Genomic DNA, 21,971 nt, shown 5'->3' with positions numbered 1-21,971 from the left:
ATTTAATAACCACAAAAACGTATACAAAAATATGAATAAAAATATTATTCGTTTGGGGATAGTATATCTATTATTTCCCAATATCAGTTTAAAAATGAAGTTGACCACTCTTTTTCTAATATTAGCCCTTTTTAGAATTGAGGCCAGTACCTACTCCCAAAATACCAAAATTACATTGGACTTGGAAGCAGTAAGTTTTATGACCGTATTTAATGAAATTGAAGCTAAAAGTGAGTTTAAGTTTTTGGGCAACCAAGATGTGATTGATACGGAAAGGCTTGTTTCCGTACATGTCCACAAGGAACGGATCGATAACATATTGACCGATTTATTCAGAGGTACCGACATTTCCTTTAAAATTATCGATAGACAGATCATCCTAAAGAGGGAAAAACCGAAGACACCTATAATAGAATCCCCGAACATTGGATTAAACCCGGAAAAGGAACTACAATTCTCGGTTACTGGAACAATAACCGATCAAAGTGGCACTCCCATGCCAGGTGCCAATATCCTGGAAAAGGGAACCACCAATGGAACCCAGGCGGATTTTGATGGGAATTTTTCTATTTCCGTGGTAGATGAAAATGCCATTTTAACGGTTTCATATATTGGATATGCCACCAAAGAGATCTCCATTAATGGCCAAACCAATATTACGGTAAGCCTGGTGGAAAGTGCTGCTGGCCTAGAGGAGGTTGTCGTAGTAGGCTATGGAACTGTAAAAAAATCCGATCTTACCGGCTCCGTTTCTTCAGTAACCTCCGAAGAAATTGCACAAGTTCCAGTAACCAGCGTATCAAGTGCATTGCAGGGCCGTGCGGCAGGTGTCAGCGTTAATCAGGCTTCCGGACAACCAGGTCAGGGGGTGGTTATTAGGGTACGGGGAAATAATTCCATAAGTGGCGGCAACAATCCACTATACGTGGTAGATGGTTTTCCTTTGAATGATTTTGGTTCCGACATCAACCCGGAAGACATCAAGTCCATGGAAATATTGAAAGACGCTTCCTCCACTGCCATTTATGGGGCAAGGGGAGCCAATGGCGTTATCCTGATAACCACCAAAAGAGGTGCAGAAGGTAAGGCGAAGGTGTCATATCACGGGTACCAGGGGTTTCAAACACTTCGAAATAAAATAGATCTGTTGGATCGTGACACTTATGTAGAGATGGCCAATAGTATAGCCGCGGCCGAAGGGGATGCTCCTGTTTTCAATGCCGGAGAAATAGCCAATCTGCCCAATAATGATTGGCAGGATATGGTCTATAGAACGGCTTCGATGCAAAATCATCAGGTATCGGTTTCCGGGGGTAATGATGTTGCAAAATATTATACCTCCTTCAATTATTTGAACCAAGAAGGTATTATTACCAATTCCGGGTTTAAACGCTATAGTGTAAGGATCAACGGCGATCTAAAGATAAACGATCGACTTTCCCTACAAAACAATTTGGCGATTACTTGGTCAGAATACAATCAGGCCAATGATGCAGCGGCAGATGGCTATGGGGCAATTCCCTTTACCTCACTTGTTATGCCGCCTACCGACCCAATCCGTGAAAGTGACGGAAGTTATTCTGTATTTTCAGGAGTGCCTTGGGGTGGTACCAACCCCGTGGCGTTTGCCAATGAAGATATGTTCCAAAGATTGAATACCCGGATTATTGGAGGTATCGATCTGAACTATAAAATCTTGGATGGGCTAAGTTTTAATACCAATGTGGGCCTTACAGCCTTGACAGGAACCACGAATACCTATAGGCCCATTGGTATAATAAGTTCAGGCCCATCGGATGGCCAGGCTTCAAAATCTACTGATAATAGCTTTAGCCTTGTCAATGAAAATATCCTGAACTTTTCAAAAGAGCTCGGGAAGCATAGCATTGGGGCATTGGCGGGGATGACCTATCAAAAGGACAAGTCCAATTCCCTATCGGCCAGTGGCACCGGTTTTTTAACGGACGCTTTTGGAAACAACAACCTCCAATCGGCGGCAAATCGCGGAACACCAAGTACTGGATTTAGTGATGCCACCTTGATTTCCTATTTAAGCAGGGCCAATTATACCTTTGATGATCGATATTTGATGACCTTGACGGCAAGGTATGATGGTTCCTCAAAATTTGGTAAGAACAATAAATATGCGTTCTTCCCTTCCGCTGCTCTGGCGTGGAAAATTTCAAATGAAGAATTTTTGGCAGATTCCAAGAATATTAACGACCTAAAATTGAGGCTTAGTTATGGAAAGTCCGGAAATCAGGCCATAGGATCTTACCAAACCTTGGCACGCTTAACTAACACATCGCCTGTTTTTGATGGCACTCAAAATGTAGGTTTTGTGTTAAGTGCATTTGAAAATCCGGACCTTAAATGGGAAACGACGACAGCCAGTAATATCGGGGTAGATCTGGGGCTGTTCAACAATCGGATCAATCTGATAGCCGATTACTATACAAAAAATACTGAAGACCTATTATTCAACGCGATTCTCCCAACCTCATCCGGCTTTACTTCTTCGGTACGTAATGTAGGGGAAATCGAGAACAAAGGGTTTGAATTTGAACTGGCCACCAAAAATTTTGTAGGAAATTTTAATTGGACGACCAGCCTTAACATGAACTTCAACCGCAATAAAGTGGTCAGTTTGGGCAACGATGGACTTGGAAACAAAATTGAACGTATTGATGCCCCTGGTGGTGGTGGCAATTGGTTTCCACTGTTTTTGGGCGAACCAGGGCAGCAATTGTACGGTTTTGAAATAGAGGGTATTTATGAAACCGATGCGGAAGCCGATCAAAACGGGGAGCCCAACAAAACCGCTGGTGATTACAGGTTTAAGGATACCAATGGCAACGGAATCGTAAACAATGACGATCAGACAATATTAAGCAATTTACAACCAGATTTCACTTTCGGCTTTAACAACGAATTTTCGTATAAAAATTTCGATCTGACCATTTTAATGGTAGGCTCCGTAGGTAATGATATTGTAAACGAATTTAATAAATATTATACGGCGATAACAGGGGATTGGAATGTTACACAAGAAGCCTGGGATAACAGGTGGACCGGTCCCGGATCCGGGGGTACTTACGCCAAGGCATCCTCCAATGCCATTAATACGATAACTTTTGCCCCACCAACTTCCCTGTGGGTAGAAGATGGCTCTTATATAAAGTTCCGTGATATAAAATTGGGCTACTATCTTCCAAAGTCCGTAATTGATAAAATTGGTCTGGAGCGATTCAAATTGTACGTAAGCGGTCAAAACTTGATTACAATAACAAACTACTCACATTACGATCCAGAGGCCCAATGGGAATCTGCACCGGTAAATGGATGGGACCGGGGCGTGTACCCCTCTACCAAGTCCGTAACCGTAGGGGTAATGATCGATTTTTAACACATAAAAAACTAAAAGATGAAATCAAGAATATTAAACTATAGCATGATATTGTTCGGCTTTTTTTGTATCCTTTCCTGTGAAGATATATTGGAAGAAGATACAAGGACCTTTATATCACCGGATAATTTTTTCAAGAATACCAATGATTTTGAGGCTGCAGTAAAAGGAGCCTATGGTTTGTCCCATGAAATGGTCGGAGGAAGACAATTTGAAGTAAAGGAATTGTTCGGCGACTTTTATGACCAGCCCGAATCTGCGGAGCAGGGAACGGATATGTGGCGAAACAGCCCGGGAAATTCCTTTTGGTCCATCCGTTATGCCTGGTCTGTACCGTATTCCGTTATAAGCAATGCCAATCAGATTTTGCTGGCTTTGGAAACAACAACGGTATTGACAGAGGCGGAAAAAACGATGTTTGCTGCGGAAACCAAGTTGTTAAGAGCCTATGCCTACTTTCAACTGGTACAGCTCTACGGCGATGTACCGCTAAGAACGGCCCCAGTGGCAGGTGTAAATGATGTACAGATAGATAGGTCTCCCCAGAGCGACATTTACGACCTGATCATTCAGGATTTATTGGATGCCGAAGCAGGCCTGCCAACTACTTCCCCCCAAGAGGGAAGAGCTAATAGCTTTGTGGCCAAGGCGCTATTGGCAAGGGTATATCTTACATCGGCAGGAAACCCAATGAACATTACGGCCAATTATACATTGGCCCTGACCAAGGCCAATGAGGTCATTGCTGGCCCCTATACTTTGGCGGACAACTTTGCCGATGTTTTTAAAAATACAAGCTATACTTCGGAATCGATTTGGGAAATTCTCTATTTGGAAGGTACCAGCAATAATGGTATGCATACTTTAACGGCTCCCACAGGAAATCAAAGTGCCCTTCTGTTGCCGTCACAGCCGTTTATCAATAGCTTTGCAACAGGTGACAACAGGTCTGAATGGGGGATTCAGGATAATTACGTGACCACGGACGGAACCGAATTTATAACCAGATCCTATTTCAACAAGTTTATAGATGAAGGCCAATTGGAAATAAAGGCAACGCCATCGTCCGCACAGAGTTTCTATACTTTTCCTTTAATTAGACTGGCAGAAATGTTCCTTATAGCAGCAGAAGCGGAAAATGAGATGAACGGTCCGGATGCTGCCTATCCTTATATTAATAAAATAAGGTGGCGGGCAAGAGTGGACAAAAATGATCCTACCCATGTGCCGGATCTTGCCGATCTAACCCAGGATGAATTTAGGGAAGCCGTACTCAATGAGAGAAAATGGGAGCTTTATGCCGAGGGACAGGCATGGTTCGATCTAAAAAGAACCAATACCTTCAATAAGGTCCAAATGGCCAGAGGTGATGAACTTACCGTGCCTATTGGCCCGTACAACCAAGTTTGGATCTTGCCGGATTTTGAGATTTTAAATAATGATATTCCCGACAATGCGCCATACGGAGGATAAAAATAGTTGTTTGAGTTAGTTTTTGAACGAGGGTGGGAAAAGCCTATTTTCCCACTCCCTTTCATCCATAAAAACAACATGGCACCAAGTAAACCAACATGCCCTGAAGGTATGTTCAAATTGGTTTTATTAAAGAAAATAGGGTAGATCTATTTTAAACCTTCCCCTAGCAATCTTTCTTTACAATTATCAAATAATATAAGATGAAAAAAAATATCAGTCTTAGGGCATTTGCTATTTTCCTTATTTTGATTTTAGCTCCAATACATATATTTTCAAACAATTTTATCGGTGTTCACACACCGCATATTGCAAACCCGTACCCCGTACCCGTTCATCTCCAAAGCGATGAAAGTACTTTTCTATACTGTTCAAAGGCATTGACGGCCAAAGGCGAACTGGCAATGCAGGGAGGAGAAAATATGGCATGGAAGGGAAATTCCGAATTAACATGGGACATTAACGTCCCTGACGATGAAAGCTATGAACTTTTCCTGATCGCCAATGTACCAAAAGCAGGGGAAAATGTAGAAATTTCATTTACGTCCAATGAGGGCATTCACAAATTCGTATTAAAACCAACAACCGGACCCTATATCGGGGGAAGAAATTTTGAGCGTATCCCAATTTCTTCCAAAATTTCATTGAAGAAAGGTAGGCAAGTCGTCTCTCTTTCCACCCAGGGAATTACCAAAAAGGAATCCCTAATGCACATTCGGTCCATAGAGCTTTTGCCCATTTCCGCAAAAAGAAAAATCAAGAAAGAAGAATTACGTGCAGTACAGTCCAGGGAAAGCGTTGATTGGCTTATCAAAAGTAATTACGGACTAATGTTCCACTGGACATCCGAAAGTGTTCAGCCAGATGGCAGCATTAAAAGTTATGAAGATGCCGTTAACCAGTTTGATGTGGAAAAGTTTGCCCAAATGGTAGAAGAAACGGGTGCCGGTTATGTAATATTTACCATAGGGCATGCAGAATCATACTGTCCTGCCCCAATCAAAAGCTGGGATAAACGTCACCCCGGTAAAACAACAAAAAGGGATTTAATTTTGGAGATCGCCGATGCATTGAACAAAAAGGGAGTACGGTTAATAGCCTATATCAATGGCCCGCTAGCCTTTAAACTAAACGTAAAGGGAGAGCCTACAGCTATGGAGAAGCAAGACTTTGTTCTCAATTTTAAGGAGATGCTAAGTGAAATCGGAAATAGATACGGGAATAAAATAGCAGGATATTGGTTTGATAGTTGGTACCAGATCTTCGAGGAGTTTCCCGAGGTACCCTTTGAAGAATTCGATAGAGCCTCCAAATTAGGAAATAAAAACAGGATTATCTGTCTAAATTCCTGGATATATCCCTCTGTTACCCCTTGGCAGGACTATTGGGCAGGAGAGGTAGCAAGCCCAATTGAAATTCCAACAGACGGGTTTATGAAGGATGGCCCAGTGCCCGACTTACCCTATCAGGCATTGCTCATCATGGAACCTTACTGGGTGCAGCAAACTTCCGAAATGCCAAAGCCTAGGTTTGATTCAAAAACACTGACCAACTATATCAAAGAATGTAATAAAAATAAGGGGGCGGTGACTATCAATTTAGGTATTTATCAAGATGGCACCGTAGGCAAGGAAGCCTTAGAAATTATGAAAGAGGTAAAACGGAACATAAAGGAGCAAGCCCAATAAATTTATTTGGATAATCTATTTATCCCTTACATTAGTATTACAAAAATAGTGACCGAACAACAACAAATTGCCCGATAAAATTAGTATTGAACCAAAAATAAAACCATTACCGATGTTAACATACCTTATATCCAATTACCGCATAAAATGGCCGTCCATAATACTTTTGATCGTCCTATTTATAAATTGTAAATCCAATGAAAACACTATTGACCTATATGTTGGCAAAGGGCATGAAGACGTTGCAGGGCCCATTTTTGATAATATTGACGAGGCCCTGGAAGAGGCAAAGGACATTCGTTCAAAAGATAAAATGAATCCCATAACCATCCATGTGTCACAAGGGGAATATTATTTGGATTCCACCCTCCTCCTTACCCCCTTGCTGAACAACCTTCAAATAATTGGACAAGGTGCGGACAAGGTTACATTTAAGGGCTCCAAAAAATTGGAACTGGATTGGAAAAGGCATTCGGATCATATTTGGGTATCCAAAATTCCGGACAATACCAACTTTGATCAATTGTTTGTTGATGGCAAAAAGCAGGTTTTGGCCCGCTATCCCAATTATGATGAAAATGGGGGGCATTGGCAAGGTCATGCTTCCGATGCCATTGACCCTGAACGTATAAAAGGGTGGTCTCAACCCATTGGCGCTATTCTACATGCCATGCATGCGGGGGAATGGGGAGGCTTCCATTTTGTAATTTCGGGGATCGACGAAAATGGACAGGCCATTTTGGAAGGTGGCCATCAAAATAATAGGACCTCTGCAGGAATACATGAAAAATATAGAATGGTAGAAAATGTTTTTGAAGAACTGGATAGCCCCGGGGAATGGTATATGGATAAAAATTCCGATATGCTATACTATTGGCCCCAAGAAGGTGTGGATTTAAACAAGGATCTGGTAGAAGGGTCCCATTTAAAACATTTAGTGGATATCAAAGGAGATGATAACGTTCCAGTAAAAGATGTTTTAATAGAAGGCATCCGTTTTGAACATGCAAAAAGGACCATCATGGAACCCTACGAGCAATTGCTTCGGAGCGATTGGACGATATATAGGGGCGGGGCGCTTTTCATGGAAGGGACAGAGAACATAACGATCAAGGATTGTGAATTCAGGAATCTGGGGGGCAATGCCATTTTTTTAAGTGAATTCAATAAAGGGGCCCTGATTACTGGAAACCACATACATGATTGTGGTGCCTCTGCCATAAGTTTTGTTGGAAGCCCCTCTGCGGTACGTTCCCCTTCCTTTCAATATCGGGAATTTGTGGACCGGGCAAAGTTGGATACCATTAAAGGTCCTTTAAACAATAGTTATCCACGGGAATGTATTGCGGACAATAATTTAATTTACAGGATCGGGAGATTGGAAAAACAAACCGCTGGAGTAGAGATTTCAATGGCCATGGATATTACTGTTAGCAATAATAGCATCTATGAGGTTCCACGTGCGGGTATAAATGTGAGCGAGGGTACCTGGGGCGGTCATATTATTGAATATAATGATGTTTTTAGCACGGTCCTGGAATCCGGTGATCACGGGTCCTTCAATTCTTGGGGAAGGGACCGGTTTTGGCATCCCGACAGGACCATAATGGATAAAATGACCCTGGAAAACCCCAATATGCCCCTTTGGGACGCCATTCATACCACTATTATAAGAAATAACCGATTTAGGTGCGATCATGGTTGGGATATAGATCTGGATGATGGTTCTACCAATTATAAGATATACAACAACCTATGCCTAAATGGGGGAATAAAATTAAGGGAAGGGTTTTTCAGAACGGTCGAGAACAATATCATGATCAACAATGGTTTTCATCCCCATGTCTGGTTTAAGAACAGTGGTGATGTTTTCCGCAAAAATATTGTAATGACAGACCATAAGGACATTAGGCTTCAGGCTTGGGGAAAGGAAGTGGATTATAATTTCTTTACAGATCAGGAATCGCTCTTAAAATCCCAAGAAAATGGCATTGATACCCATAGTATTTATGGATATCCAAAGTTTTTGGATCCGGAAAATGGGGATTTCCGTGTAGAACAAAATTCTCCGGCCATGGCCATTGGTTTCACCAATTTTCCAATGGACAGTTTTGGGGTAAAGAAACCGGCACTTAAGGCATTGGCAAAAACGCCTGAAATTCCAGATTTATTGTTGACTTCCGATGCCGAGGGATCGAAAGCAGTAACTATGGATTGGCTGGGTGGGAACCTCAAAAATATCGAGACTTTAGCGGAAAGATCTGCTTCAGGGCTTAACAAAACGGCAGGTATTTTGATTTTGGCCATTGAGCCGAACAGTATTATGGCCCTATCCGAACTTCAGGTGGGGGATGTCATCATAGGCGGTGAAGAAAGGGAGATCAATGAAATATTGGATTTAAGACAAATTATTCAGGCACACAACTGGAAAGGAAGTTTAAACCTGACCGTCTTCAGAAATCAGAAAAGTATTGATCTAAGGGTACCGATTAAGAAATAATAAGAGAATAAGGTGTTCGTCTTTTAAGCAAAACCCTTAATGGGTCTAATCAATAGGGTTTCATAAGCGCTACCTTGGGATATAGAAAATGAACAGGTACATTCAGAAACTGGTCAATTACATGTAAATCTTCCGCCGGAATGGCAGTACTCTAAACAGTCTAGAGAGGGGTCAACAAGCTCCTATATATCCTGTCAACCTGTATAATATATTACAGCTTTACCTGATAATTCTAATCAAAGATGCCTCTTCCAAAGCTAATGTCCAATCAGGCCTATACCTACGGGTAATTTAAACGTTCACTAGCTTTGGAAGAAGGATCTTGAACAAATAATCTAAAAAATCAACACCTAAAATTTATTTTGATACCACCCGTTTGTGGGAAAATGACCAATTAGGTTTTTTATTCCCTCTTTGGATATCGGCTTTACCAAATAACCCGAAAGTTCACTAATTTTTTTGGCCATATCTACATCATTGGGATTTTTTGAAGATGTTAACAGGTAAATATTAATTTCCTTTTTTAATTCCGTTTGAAGGGATCTATATTCATTTAAAAACTCCCACCCGTCCATAAAAGGCATATTTACATCCAATAGGATAATATCCGGAAGATTGGTTGCAGCGCCCAGATTTTGTTTTAGGAAATCGATTCCCTGTTCCCCATCGGAAAAAAACTTAATCTTCATTTCCGGATTTATTTCATCTATAGTATTCTTTACTATGAAACGAAAAATATCATCATCATCGATTAAAAAAAAGCTTAAGTCATTCATAATTGTCAAATAATCCTTTATGTGTGGTTCCCTTTACTGATTTTAGAAAATGACAAAAATAGTTTTTCGTCATCGCGAGGTACGAAGCGATCTGTCGCCCATTGGGCAGATTGCTTCACTGTGTTCGCAATGACGCATTTTTTATGCTCTAATCGGTTTTTGTCATGTACCGTTTTTCCTGATAAATCAATTGTTCCAAATGGGTAATCACTGTCCATACCAATAACCAAACCCACAATTACATGGTCAAAATGGGCAATCTTCTGTGGATAAAAATCGCTCTTGGCAATAGGGTACTGCTCCCAATAATTGAGATTGTCCATCGTGGGTTTTAGAAGTTCTACGATAAGTTGCCTTGTATTGGGGAGTGCTTCTTGCTGTAAGGAAATTGGCTTTTCATGCCCCTTTTCATATACCCATAATACCGCCAAAATGCTCATAATAAGTATTGGAAGGTAATATTTGACAAATTTAAAAAGCAATCGTCCAGGCAAATTAAAAGTTATTATATGGTGAAACCTATTGTTGGCGTCCCAACATCGGCCAATGCACAATGCACTTATTTTTGGGGAAAGCTTTTACGGTCCTGTTTACCAGTAAACCGGATACCAAATATAGACAAAATTAAAATTGATAGCCCGAAATTCATTTATATTAAGAAGTGATATTGATAAATATCATGTATTCCTTTACTCTGGAAGCTCAAAACCAAACTAAAGTGCAATGAATTTACATCCCTAAAGGACGGTATCGGCAGGCCTGACTGCCTGTATAGGCAGGGGTTTTTGGAAAGCAAAAAAATTTCATGGCAAGGACTGAATGATATGTTGGCAGTAAGCGGTAAGCAGTTGGCAGTTGGCAGTTGGCAAAAAAAATCGGATTTCACTGTCCATTGCCTATTTCTCATGACTTATAGCTAAGAGCTTATGGCTTATGGCTTATGGCAAAATATCTTTAAAAATTAAAACTAATTTCATACTTTTATAAGTCACCTTATTTCAAGGTTTCATTTTGCTGCGAATACATTTATTAAAAGCAATGGAGTTCTGAAAATTCCTTTCATAGGAGTCTCGCCCTATTCGTCCGATATTGAATATGATAAGTGTATACTTTGAATCGGAAGAACCGTGGCAAAGCTTGTTCAACCATAAATTAATGCCCATGAAAACATTGAAAAAAGAAGATATTAAACAAGAGGTATTTGATCTATATGACGACTATGCCCACAATAGGGTAAGCAGAAGGTTGTTTATGGATAAATTATCCACCTATGCGGTCGGCGGGTTAACGGTAGCTTCACTTCTTAGCTTTATTTCCCCTGATTATGTAAAAAAAATTCAGATAAGGCCAGGTGATCCAAAATTAAAATCGGAATATATCCATTACGATTCTCCCAAAGGGGGTGGCTCCATCAAGGGCCTGCTTTCCAGACCGGCCGATGCCAAGGTAAAACTTCCAGGGATAATCGTAGTACACGAAAACCGTGGATTGAATCCGCACATAGAAGATGTAGGACGTAGGGCAGGCCTAGCGGGATTCCTCTCTTTGGCTCCGGATGCATTGACACCGCTGGGCGGTTATCCCGGCAATGACGATGAGGGCCGGGCACTGCAAAGCAAACGAAATAGGGATGAAATGTTGGAGGATTTTATCGCTGCCTTTGCGTATTTAAAAGCCCATCCAGAGTGCTCCGGTCAAGTAGGTGTAGTAGGATTCTGTTTTGGTGGCTGGATTTCCAATATGATGGCGGTAAAGGTTCCCAATTTAGGAGCTTCCGTTCCTTTCTACGGGGGACAGCCAACAGAGGATATTAATAAGATAAATGCTCCTTTACTGCTCCATTTTGGCGAACTGGATACTCGCGTCAACGAAGGGTGGCCGGCCTATGAAGAAGCCCTAAAGAAATATGGCAAGGAATACGAGGCCTATATATACCCTAAGACAAACCACGGGTTTCACAATGATACTACACCGAGATATGACCGGGAAGCCGCCGAATTGGCCTGGGGACGGACCATCGATTTTTTTAGGGAAAAACTGGGGTAATGCCTTTCTGAACACAAACCTAAAAGGGTTCCGGTAATCCCTAAAGTGAAAGCGTACTAAAAGAAAACATAATATACAGCACAATCAGCACCACCAATACCGAAGCCGTTATATCCCAACCGGTATAGCTCTGCTTGTTGTCCGCTTTCTGTTCTATCGTAACCGTTCCGAAAGTCAGTCCGGACAGTTGTGCGGCCGAAGGGGCAGGATAAAACATACTCACTATCACCGCAATGGCCACACACAGGGCAAAGAAATAGGCTGCAAATACCAACCAGTTCACGTCGGCGAGGTTAAAAAGAAAACTACCCTCGGAAAAACTGGACTTCATAATTTCCAAGGTCAGTTTGGAAAACCCAATGATGAGTCCACCCACCAAAGTAGCTATGGCCCCGTTGGCATTAATACGCTTATAAAAAATTCCCAAAAGAAATACTGCCGTGATGGGAGGGGAAATATAGGCCTGTACATTCTGTAGGTATTCATATAGTCCGTCCGAAAGTCTTGTTATAACCGGTATCCACAACAGGCCGAGACCTACCACAAAAAAAGTGGCGGTCCTCCCCGTTTTCACCAATTCCTCCTCAGGTTTTTCGGGCTTCAGCTTTTTGTAAATATCCAGGGTAAACAAAGTGGAACAGGAATTGAATACGGAAGCCAAGGAACTCATCAGCGCAGCCAATAATCCTGCCGCCACCAATCCACGTAGACCGGATGGCAAAAGGTTGCTCATTAGCACCGGAAATGCTTCGTCCGGACTGTTCCATTCCAATTTGCCCTGTAGTTTAAGCCCCAAGGCCACAACCCCCGGAATTAGAAAAAGAAAAACGGGCATCAATTTTAGAAGGGCCCCAAAAATGCTTCCACGCCTACCTTCCTTGATACTTTTGGCAGTAAGCACCCGTTGTACAATTACCTGATCGGTACACCAATACCAAATGCCTACAATGGTACTGGTCAGGAATAATGGCAACCAGGGATAGTCGGGGTCCGAATTGGGCCGCCACATATTAAAATAATCCACTCCTATGGTTTCCTTCAGCGCTCCCCAACCCCCAACTGCTTCAAGCCCCATAAAGCTTAATATTCCGGCCCCAAGTACCAATACAATGGCCTGAATGGTCTCTGTATAGACCACCGCCCGCATTCCCCCTAAAATAGTGTAGAGTCCGGTAAGCGCCACCGTTGCCACCGCACCTATCCAAAAAGGGATTCCCAAAAGGGCAGATACCACTACCCCACCGGCATATATGGTCACAGAAACTTTGGTAAGGATATAGGCAATTATAGAAACAATGGAAAGTACCCATCTAGAGCGGGCATCGAAGCGCCTTTCCAAAAACTCCGGCATGGTAAAAACGCCGCTCCTGGCATAGAAAGGCAGAAATACCCAACCCAACATCAAAACTATCCAGGCATGGAGCTCATAAATCAATAGGGGCATTTTATCCCCTGCACCGTTACCGGCCAATCCCACCACATGTTCGGATCCAATGTTGGAGGCAAAAATGGAGGCCCCTACCATAAACCATCCAATGTTCCTTCCTGCCAAAAAATAATCTTCCGTATTCTTTTGTTTTTGTTTTATTACCCACCAGGCCACCCCGAGCAATATCACAAAATAGGCGCCGATTACCAGCCAATCCAGTGTATCCAATCCTTTCATTCCAATTTATTTGGTTTCGTTGGTTTTTATTTATGGCAATTTTTGAAAATAGATTATGACAGGTATTTATATTAAACTTTTGTCTTGAACTTATTGGCGGGGAGTCCCTTATGGCCACAATTCCTAACTACAAATAAGGATCCCGCCAAGGGTTGCTTCTCCAGTTCCTCTTTACCAAGTCCCTTCCTCGCCGAAGTAATATAGAGATCTTCCATGGTTTCACCCCCAAAGGTGCAGGAGGTAACTTGGGAAACCGGCATGGCAACGGAGAATAATTTTTTTCCCGTTCCAGGGTCATAGCGGGCCACTTGCCAGCCTCCCCAATGGGCCACCCATAACATTCCCTCCTGGTCTATGGTCATTCCATCCGGAAAGCCATCTTGCTCGGCAATGGTAATGACCGTTCTTTTATTGGCCAGTTCCCCGTTCGTCCTATCATAATCATAGCCCACTACTTTACGGGTAGGGGAATCTATAAAATACATTGTTTTATGATCCAGACTCCAGGCCAGACCATTGGAAACGCTAATATTGGACTCCTTTTTTCTTACATTTAAAGAAGCGTCCAAAACATATAGGCTGCCGGAGGATTCCTTTTCAGACACTGGCATGGTCCCTGCCCAAAAACGGCCTTCAGGATCACATTTCCCATCATTAAATCTGTTTCCCGGCAATGCTTTCTCCGGATTGGCTACCATATCAACTTTCCCGGTCTTACGGTCAACAAACCCAAATCCGTCCTTCATTGCAGCCATATAATTTCCATTGTTTGAAATCGCCATGGTACCTATCATTTGGCCTACAGAAATGGTGGTGGAAGTATTGGTTTTTGGAGACCATTCATGGATATTTCCATTTAAAATATCTACCCAACATATCTGTTTTTTGGAGTGATCCCAAAGGGGTCCCTCCCCCAATTCACAAATAATTCCACTTACTACTTCTAAACCCATATTTTTTATGTTCTATTACAATTCATCCTATACGTCATTTCAGACATGACACGACACTAGGAGCCTATTGGACTTTATAAGGGGACGGACTCACAGATGTCCAACCCCCATCGATCACCAAACTTTGTCCCGTTATGTGCTTAGCATTATCGGAGACCAAAAACAGCACGGCCTGGGCAATATCATTTACGGATGCAGGCCTGCCCAAGGGCGTTATATTCTCCCAGGTTCCCAAATAGTCTTTATCCTTCATGGTCCTCTCGGTCAAGGTAGCGCCGGGAGCTACAGTATTTATATTTATTTTATAAGGAGATAGCTCTATGACCAAATTTTTGGCCAACATTTCCAAGGCGGCCTTACTCATACCATAGGCCGCCAAATTTTCATGTGCCTGGTGTCCTGTTACCGAAGACATTAGAAGGATAGATCCTCCCCACCCCTGCTTTATAAATTGTTTGGCAGCTGCCTGGGCCAAAAAGAAACTCCCGCCCAAATTTACTTTCATCACCTCAAAGAAAGATTCCGGCGGATAGCTAAGAAATTTCCCAAAGAGCGTAATCCCTGCATTGGCAACCACTACATCCAGTTTTCCAAATTCTTCAACGGCCCTGACCACCATCTCCTGTATGACCCCTATATCCCCTGAATCCCCAATAAAAGGAATACATTTTCCATGCTTTAGGTCCATTTTTTCAACTGCCTCTTTGGCAAGAACGGCATCCAGATCATTCAAAATAACATTGGCCCCAAGGGCCACCAATTGTTTACAGATTTCAAGGCCAATTCCTTGGCCAGCACCTGTTACAATGGCTACTTTATCCTTAAAATCCATAATAGGTTTCGATTAATGGGAATCCCTAGGGACCTCGCTCCCGGAGTTTCCCCTTAAAAAATCCATGTCCGCGCCCAAATGTGCCTGCTGCACATGGTTTACATATAAATTAACATAACCCCGGTCTACGATTGGGGGCAATACTTTTCTATTTTTCTTACGTTTTTCCAATTCTTCATCAGAAATGGCCACTGATAAACTTCTGTTGTGCACATCCAAGCTAATCATATCCCCATCTTCCAATACCGAAAAATTTCCGCCCATGGCGGCCTCAGGGGATACGTGCAGTACTACTGTTCCAAAACCGGTTCCGCTCATACGGCCATCCGAAATACGGACCATGTCCTTAACGCCCTTCTCCAAAAGTTTTTTGGGGAGGCCCATATTCCCTACTTCGGGCATACCAGGGTATCCCTTTGGACCCACATTTTTTAACACCAAAATACAGCTCTCATCCACATCCAAGATGTCGGTATCTATTCTGGCCTTATAATCCTCAATATTCTCAAAGACCACTGCCCTGCCCGTATGTTTCAGTAGGTGGGCACTTGCTGCCGAGGGTTTTATAACCGCCCCATTTTCGGCGAGGTTACCAGTTAGAATGGCCAGACCAGTAGCAACGTTAAAGGGTTTATGCACACTTCCTATAACCTCGTTATCGTAATTTTGTGCTTTTTGATAATTTTCTCCAACCGTTTTACCATTTACGGTAATGACATCGTTGTTCAAGATATCCTTAAGTTCCTTTAGCACTGCGGGCAAGCCACCGGCATAAAATAAATCCTCCATAAAGTGCTTGCCTGAAGGCTGCAAATTGGCGATCAGGGGAATATTGGCCGAAAGCCTATTAAAATCCTCCAGCTTTAAAGGGACGCCAATTCTTCCTGCTATGGCCAAAAGATGGATTACAAAGTTAGTGGAACCGCCTATGGCCGCATTGACCTTTATGGCATTTTCAAAAGCCTTTATGGTCAAAATGTTGGATAGTTTAAGGTCTTCCCTCACCATTTCAACGATTCGCAGTCCGCTCAACTGTGCCAATACTTTTCTACGGGCATCTGCCGCCGGGATAGCCGCATTTTCTGGCAGGCTCAGCCCTAATGCCTCTACCATGCATGCCATGGAGGAAGCCGTGCCCATAACGGCACAGTGTCCGTCGCTTCTACACATGGCCGCCTCTATAGTCCGCAACTCCGAATTCTCCAGCTTGCCTTCCCGAACGTCGTCATGATAGCGCCAAATATCACTGGTCCCAATATTTTTTCCTCGATATTTGCCGGTCAGCATAGGGCCACCAGATACTACAATGGTGGGGATATCCACACTACAGGCCCCCATGACCAAGGAGGGGGTGGTCTTATCACAACCGCAAAGCAATACAACCCCGTCCAAAGGATTTGCGCGTATGCTTTCCTCCACATCCATACTGGCCAAATTTCTATAAAGCATGGCAGTAGGCTTCATAAGGGTCTCCCCCAAGGACATTACCGGAAATTCTACCGGGAATCCACCGGCTTCCCAAATGCCCTTTTTCACGGATTCTGCCAACTCCCTAAAATGACCGTTGCAAGGAGTAAGCTCGGACCAGGTATTGCAGATCCCGATTACCGGTTTGTTGTTAAACTCATAATCCGGTATTCCCTGGTTCTTCATCCAGGCCCTATATATAAATCCGTCCTTACCTGTACGGCCGAACCAATTGCTGCTCCTTAACTTTTTCCTGTCATTTTTTTCCATTGGTAATTTTGGTTTTTGCGAAATAAAAAAGACTTATATCGATATTTTTTATGCCCTTTAGGCTCATTTTCAATTTGAAGACATCAATATCGTAAACTTTTCCGAAATAAAAACTTCATTTTTTAGGGAATTTACAATCTAGACAAAGTGAATATGATAAATTATAAAAAACAGGCCACGAAAAAGGGCCGCATTCTGAAAAGTGCGGCCCTTTTACCCTTAAAATTTATATATTGAAACTCTTGTTGTTATAAAAAACTTTTATTCCACTCCAACCTTCTCCTGCTTCCCTGCAGTTTTCATTTCAAGTTTAAGGCTGGCCTCTTCCTTGGCCGAAAAAGTGCAGTCTACCTTAATTTTATGATCGCCGGTGCTTACCATAAATTTTTCGGGGTCTACCGGGATGCTTTTAATCCTGTTCCAGGATTTATCATAGAGTACTGCTTCCGTACCCCCGTTATACTTAAGATTCTCCCCTTGTTGAATTGATATGTCCAACTCTATCTTTTTAAAATCATTGATCTCGATCGATATCCCTGAAACAGAAGTATTCTTGGTGGTCAAAATAAATTGCAATGGCTGGGAAGAAAAAATATTATTATAATCGAAAACCGACCATACGGGCTCTCCAGGCTGACGTATCTTTAATTCATGCTCAAAGCGCTGAACGGAGTAAGGGGTTAAACCCCAACTGGTTTGCGATATTCTTTCCAATGAAAATTCATCATTGATATTTTCCATCCTCTTCTTTTGTTCATCGGTAAATGCCCCCCCCAGTCTCGCTTCTTCCCATTGTTTTATTTTCTCCAATATTTCATCTCCAAATCCATTTTTATTCACTAGATCCACAGAGGTGACCAAGGCATAACCCGCATCAAAAGCTGCGCTTCTGGCCAACATCCATTCTATATCTTCCAAACTGGTATTATCGCGCATACTAAACCATCCCAGCATACAGGGAATAAAATTTCTCCTGAAATAATCCTGGTTCAGAAGTCTGTAAGAGGTCTGACTTTCCCTAAAACCGGCATACCATGGTTCCCCCCAGTTCATCCGGGTGAACATATGCCAAAAATAATGGCCCGGCCTACTGGCATCCATTATGTAATCGTTCTTTACCTCCGGTTGCAGATTATTGTACCAGGCATCTACAAACAATAGTTCTCCATAGGCCCCCATCCCTGTGGAATAGTTCCCTTCCAGACCATCAAAGGATATTTGTTTCAATCCGGTCTTGTTGTACAGTTCCGCCAATTTTTTGGACATTTCAATACCTAGTTCCGTATTGGTCAAAAACGTTTTGTAGCCATGGTCTGCCAATTTCGATATTTTATCCTCCTTTTTATGAGCACTTGCTTGGGTACCAAATGAACCTCGCTGACAATTTAACAAAACCCATGGCGCGGTTTCCGAGACACTTTCGTACCTGATCAGTTCCTCTCCAATGACCACGGTATGAAGGCTGTTGTTCCCCATTTGATTAAAAAAGGTAGGGTCTTTTATTTCGATATTCCTTTCCTCGCCATCTATATCGTTTACAAGCACACTGGAGCCCACTTTTGCCAATCTTTCATCAGGAATCGGGCTTACATAGGGGTCATTGGGGGTTATAAAATTTGAAAGGGTGTGGGCCCCCAATTTAATACCCTGCTGCTTGGCCTTATCTACACATTCTTTCATACTATCCCAGTTTTCAGGGAAAGCCTCCTTTTGCAAGTCAAAATGACCCCAGTTCAAAAAGGGACCCGAATGATACAAATACTGTAGGCCTGCCTTTTTGGTCAAGGCTATGGCCTCATCAATAGTAGCGGTTCCAAAATCCTGAATCAAATAAGCGGATGTTGCCGATACCGCCCTTTTGCTCCATACCCCATCTATGGTAGGATGTGGCAATCCTTCATCCAGCTCTATTGCCTCTATAGTATTCAAAACTTCTTCCGGCGCACAACCGAACAGGGCAATCTTGGAACCTATAATTCCTTCATCCCCGTACGCAGGTGCCATATAATGTTCGTGCCCCATAGAGGCGACGACCCTTTCCTTGGCCCTGTTTCGTGTATAAGCCTGTACGGAACTGCCATAGTCCCTTGGCAAAGCGGTATGGCCTCTATAAAGAATATTCAAAGAATCCGAGATATCTACCAAACTGGTAGTTCCAAAAATATCGTAGGAAGGAGTGGAATCGTCCTCATTGGTGGGATATCCTCCCAAGGTTCTTTTGTTCAAGGCCTGAATCCCTATGGAGAAATCCTTGTTGCGGACCACCCCCACGGTTTCCCCAATAGTCTCGCTAATGTTTGTCTCAAAAGGTCCCCACAACACCAGTTCAATATCATTTTCCTTGGTAATGGACGTTAGCTCAAAAGTGGTGTACCGGTCTTTTTTTACGACTTGAACCGTTGCCTCTACCCCATTTTTTGGATAGCTTAATAAAATGGTCCCCTCCCCTTCCCTCTTTTCAAAAGATGCCGGATATTCCAATTCCCCATCTATCTTAATGGCCAAAATGGATTTAGGGTCACTGCTTGTATGCACATATTCGGTATTCATATCCGCATCGGCCAGGCCGGTGATTTTACCGGATTTGTTTAATCCAATATTTAGCTTTCCGGCAGGAAAAATAACATCTGCATTACGGTTACAGGACGTAATTGCAACTAAAAGCAAAATTACAGTAATTTTCAAGGTTTTCATTTCAATATATTTATGGACAGTTTTTAAATGGTTTTATGTAATTTTAATTCAATGGAAATTTAAAACCTTTACCTCTCCCGGGTTTAAGTTTATTGTTAATTCGCTCCCGTAGGCATATACCCTACTTTTAAATTCTTCGGCATTTTCCAAAGGAGATGACACTTTATAAAGGTCTTTACCTAAAATCAATCCTAATTTTCTATCCAATGTAATGGTATAACTTGTAGGCTGGTCCGAAGGATTGTGGAACGAAATATACCCTCCATCTTCATTCCAGCCCGTATAACCGTATACTTCGGATTGTTTTGGATTGCCCCCGTGCATTTTGGCCCGTTTAAAATAAGGAAAGACCTTCTTTGCCCACTTTAGCCCTTTGGCCAAAACATCCCAATCACTTTCGGAAAGTTTCTGTGTTTTTATGTAAAGTTCTATAAATCCGGTACCCCTGGAAAGATTCATCCATAGGTATTCTGAAAACTCCTCACTACTCTCCCCTGTTTTTACCTTTTTTGGTTCATGGTTGAAAACGGAGTTAATGGGGAATTGTGTATGCTCTACTTGCCAGGTATCATAATAGACCCCATCCCTATAGACCAACTCTTGCGTTCTATTACTTCCTTCTGCCGCATCCCCTGCATTGATCATCCACACGGCATCAATGTACATTAACCACCAGGGGCTTAGATAGGCTCCGTTGGAAATTACGACATAGACATTGGGATCCAATTGGTGTTGATTTTTAAACAGTTCCATTAACCTTTCGGTTCCAGCTACTAAATAATAGGTTTTTAATTCATCATATTTGGAGCTGTTCAGTAGTGGGTCCGATGCCGATAAACCCTCCGTTCCCAACTGCGGCATATACGGCATACCATATTTATTTCCATTGAGCTCAAATTCTCTTGTATTTAGGTGGCCGAACACCCCATCCAACTTAAAATAGTTTACCCCGCTTTTGGTGAGTTCAAGAATCCTATCCTCCAACAATCGCATATACTTTGGTCCGGCCATGGACATCCATTTTCCCAAGGTTTCAAACCCTTGCTCCTTGTAATTCTGTACTACCGTTTGGGCCCCAAAAAGACAGCCCGGACTCATCCACAATCCGAGTTTTGAACCGGCCAATTCTACACTCTTGATACTCGAAGAAAAATTGGCATCGAACTTTGAGTTTACTTGCCATGCCTTTTGGGACCAATCTGCGTTTACGTCTTGCCAACCGTCATCGATCACATAGGTACTCAAGGGGTCCACATTCCTTTCGCTTACCAATTCCTGATGCACTTTGGACACGCTTTGGTTAAATTTTTCCTTATCCACTCCATTATAAAAATCGAACCAACTGTTATATTGAATCTGTAACCTAAGTGGCCTAATCCGAATCCTGTCTATATAATTAAAAAATGTATCTTGAATATACTCCGGATTATCGCCTACTCCAATTACCGCCTTGTGGGAAGTGTAAACCTCATCCGGCTTAATTTCCCTTCCCCACAAATAACCACAATAGCCCTTTTTGTTTTCAACATAATTGTCCGCTGCAGGAAACTCGGTGCCAAAAAAAGTGGCGGATTCGGATCCATACAAGGGTTGGCCAAGACCGGGTCTCCATTGGGCCACCCCTTGAGCGGTAATTTGTTTTATCCGGTAGGGTTGATAAAGATCCCCCAACGATAAAGATTCCATATCTATCCGTTCCAAGGTTACCGGTTTGGCCGATTTTATATTCAAATATTTATGAATGTAAAAATCGTCCTTTTCCAATTCATAATGCACCTCAACTTCCAATTGATGCTCCCTATTTTCCAAAAGGAAACCAAGGGAGGTACTGTCTTCCTGAAGCACCTTTATAAATTTAAAATCCTCCGAACTCAACACTACGTCCAATCCCTCAATGTGCGTGCCGGGGGAAATCCTCAACCTGAACTCTTCTTTATCCCTCGGAATTAACTTTTTACCACTTATTTTATTAAGGATCTCCGAGGTAAATAGATGGCCATCATTACTAATTTTGACGACCCTTGCTACAGATTCGTTGGCTATGACAAATTCATTTTTTGTTGTACAACTTACCGCTATAAATAAGATCAGAGCAAGACAAAGCTTTAAAATGGACTTCATTGATAATTATTTAATTGGTATTTATTCTATAAGGGTGAATGGCATAATAAAAAAACCTGAGATTAAAATTGCCCTACAC

13 protein-coding genes are annotated in these 21,971 nt (G+C 42.3%); 5 read left to right on the top strand and 8 right to left on the bottom strand.

Features of this window, described 5'->3' with window-relative positions; all coding sequences use genetic code 11:
• Nucleotides 1-31: 31 nt before the first annotated feature.
• The 4 genes from D0S24_RS01670 (at nucleotide 32) to D0S24_RS01655 (ending at nucleotide 9,067) form a co-directional block, all read left to right on the top strand.
• A complete protein-coding gene (locus tag D0S24_RS01670) occupies nucleotides 32-3,406 on the top strand; it encodes a TonB-dependent receptor (protein WP_117018121.1) in 3,375 nt (1,124 codons plus the stop codon).
• 18 nt (nucleotides 3,407-3,424) lie between these two features.
• The gene (locus tag D0S24_RS01665) at nucleotides 3,425-4,879 is read left to right on the top strand and encodes a RagB/SusD family nutrient uptake outer membrane protein (protein WP_117018120.1); all 1,455 of its coding nucleotides are present in this window, start codon (nucleotides 3,425-3,427) and stop codon (nucleotides 4,877-4,879) included.
• A 203-nt stretch (nucleotides 4,880-5,082) separates the two neighbouring features.
• Complete coding sequence (locus tag D0S24_RS01660) at nucleotides 5,083-6,567, top strand: alpha-L-fucosidase (RefSeq protein ID WP_117018119.1); 1,485 nt, start codon at nucleotides 5,083-5,085, stop codon at nucleotides 6,565-6,567.
• Between the two features lie 112 nt (nucleotides 6,568-6,679).
• Complete coding sequence (locus D0S24_RS01655; protein ID WP_117018118.1) at nucleotides 6,680-9,067, top strand: PDZ domain-containing protein; 2,388 nt, start codon at nucleotides 6,680-6,682, stop codon at nucleotides 9,065-9,067.
• A gap of 350 nt (nucleotides 9,068-9,417) precedes the next feature.
• On the opposite strand, the gene D0S24_RS01650 is transcribed toward D0S24_RS01655, so the two are convergent.
• Both D0S24_RS01650 and D0S24_RS01645 read right to left on the bottom strand, forming a co-directional pair.
• Complete coding sequence (locus D0S24_RS01650; RefSeq protein WP_117018117.1) at nucleotides 9,418-9,843, bottom strand: response regulator; 426 nt, start codon at nucleotides 9,841-9,843, stop codon at nucleotides 9,418-9,420.
• A 17-nt stretch (nucleotides 9,844-9,860) separates the two neighbouring features.
• The gene (locus D0S24_RS01645; RefSeq protein ID WP_117018116.1) at nucleotides 9,861-10,283 is read right to left on the bottom strand and encodes a hypothetical protein; all 423 of its coding nucleotides are present in this window, start codon (nucleotides 10,281-10,283) and stop codon (nucleotides 9,861-9,863) included.
• A 721-nt stretch (nucleotides 10,284-11,004) separates the two neighbouring features.
• Between D0S24_RS01645 and D0S24_RS01640 the strand changes: the two genes are divergently transcribed.
• Nucleotides 11,005-11,889, top strand: coding sequence for a dienelactone hydrolase family protein (locus tag D0S24_RS01640; RefSeq protein ID WP_117018561.1), 885 nt, complete (start codon nucleotides 11,005-11,007; stop codon nucleotides 11,887-11,889).
• Nucleotides 11,890-11,929: 40 nt separating this feature from the next.
• Here D0S24_RS01640 and D0S24_RS01635 read toward each other — a convergent pair whose 3' ends face one another.
• The 6 genes from D0S24_RS01635 to D0S24_RS01610 form a co-directional block, all read right to left on the bottom strand.
• Nucleotides 11,930-13,555, bottom strand: a complete 1,626-nt coding sequence (locus D0S24_RS01635) for a sodium:solute symporter (RefSeq protein WP_117018115.1) — start codon at nucleotides 13,553-13,555, stop codon at nucleotides 11,930-11,932.
• A gap of 71 nt (nucleotides 13,556-13,626) precedes the next feature.
• Nucleotides 13,627-14,508, bottom strand: a complete 882-nt coding sequence (locus D0S24_RS01630; protein ID WP_117018114.1) for an SMP-30/gluconolactonase/LRE family protein — start codon at nucleotides 14,506-14,508, stop codon at nucleotides 13,627-13,629.
• A gap of 64 nt (nucleotides 14,509-14,572) precedes the next feature.
• Nucleotides 14,573-15,340 (bottom strand): SDR family NAD(P)-dependent oxidoreductase, encoded by a 768-nt coding sequence (locus D0S24_RS01625; protein WP_117018113.1) that lies wholly within the window; start codon nucleotides 15,338-15,340, stop codon nucleotides 14,573-14,575.
• Between the two features lie 12 nt (nucleotides 15,341-15,352).
• Complete coding sequence (locus tag D0S24_RS01620) at nucleotides 15,353-17,077, bottom strand: IlvD/Edd family dehydratase (protein WP_117018112.1); 1,725 nt, start codon at nucleotides 17,075-17,077, stop codon at nucleotides 15,353-15,355.
• Between the two features lie 261 nt (nucleotides 17,078-17,338).
• The gene (locus tag D0S24_RS01615) at nucleotides 17,339-19,771 is read right to left on the bottom strand and encodes a hypothetical protein (RefSeq protein WP_117018111.1); all 2,433 of its coding nucleotides are present in this window, start codon (nucleotides 19,769-19,771) and stop codon (nucleotides 17,339-17,341) included.
• A 48-nt stretch (nucleotides 19,772-19,819) separates the two neighbouring features.
• The gene (locus D0S24_RS01610) at nucleotides 19,820-21,892 is read right to left on the bottom strand and encodes a hypothetical protein (RefSeq protein ID WP_117018110.1); all 2,073 of its coding nucleotides are present in this window, start codon (nucleotides 21,890-21,892) and stop codon (nucleotides 19,820-19,822) included.
• Nucleotides 21,893-21,971 lie beyond the last annotated feature (79 nt).

It is taken from the genome of Arenibacter sp. P308M17 (assembly GCF_003426735.1).
Lineage (GTDB): Bacteria > Bacteroidota > Bacteroidia > Flavobacteriales > Flavobacteriaceae > Arenibacter.
This window is presented reverse-complemented; position numbering and strand designations above follow the sequence as displayed.

Excerpts from the sequence above, each read along its gene's own strand:
- D0S24_RS01670 (WP_117018121.1), top strand. The coding sequence starts at position 32 with ATGAATAAAAATATTATTCGTTTGGGGATAGTATATCTATTATTTCCC.
- D0S24_RS01665 (WP_117018120.1), top strand. The coding sequence starts at position 3,425 with ATGAAATCAAGAATATTAAACTATAGCATGATATTGTTCGGCTTTTTT.
- D0S24_RS01660 (WP_117018119.1), top strand. The coding sequence starts at position 5,083 with ATGAAAAAAAATATCAGTCTTAGGGCATTTGCTATTTTCCTTATTTTG.
- D0S24_RS01655 (WP_117018118.1), top strand. The coding sequence starts at position 6,680 with ATGTTAACATACCTTATATCCAATTACCGCATAAAATGGCCGTCCATA.
- D0S24_RS01650 (WP_117018117.1), bottom strand. The coding sequence starts at position 9,843 with ATGAATGACTTAAGCTTTTTTTTAATCGATGATGATGATATTTTTCGT.
- D0S24_RS01645 (WP_117018116.1), bottom strand. The coding sequence starts at position 10,283 with ATGAGCATTTTGGCGGTATTATGGGTATATGAAAAGGGGCATGAAAAG.
- D0S24_RS01640 (WP_117018561.1), top strand. The coding sequence starts at position 11,005 with ATGAAAACATTGAAAAAAGAAGATATTAAACAAGAGGTATTTGATCTA.
- D0S24_RS01635 (WP_117018115.1), bottom strand. The coding sequence starts at position 13,555 with ATGAAAGGATTGGATACACTGGATTGGCTGGTAATCGGCGCCTATTTT.
- D0S24_RS01630 (WP_117018114.1), bottom strand. The coding sequence starts at position 14,508 with ATGGGTTTAGAAGTAGTAAGTGGAATTATTTGTGAATTGGGGGAGGGA.
- D0S24_RS01625 (WP_117018113.1), bottom strand. The coding sequence starts at position 15,340 with ATGGATTTTAAGGATAAAGTAGCCATTGTAACAGGTGCTGGCCAAGGA.
- D0S24_RS01620 (WP_117018112.1), bottom strand. The coding sequence starts at position 17,077 with ATGGAAAAAAATGACAGGAAAAAGTTAAGGAGCAGCAATTGGTTCGGC.
- D0S24_RS01615 (WP_117018111.1), bottom strand. The coding sequence starts at position 19,771 with ATGAAAACCTTGAAAATTACTGTAATTTTGCTTTTAGTTGCAATTACG.
- D0S24_RS01610 (WP_117018110.1), bottom strand. The coding sequence starts at position 21,892 with ATGAAGTCCATTTTAAAGCTTTGTCTTGCTCTGATCTTATTTATAGCG.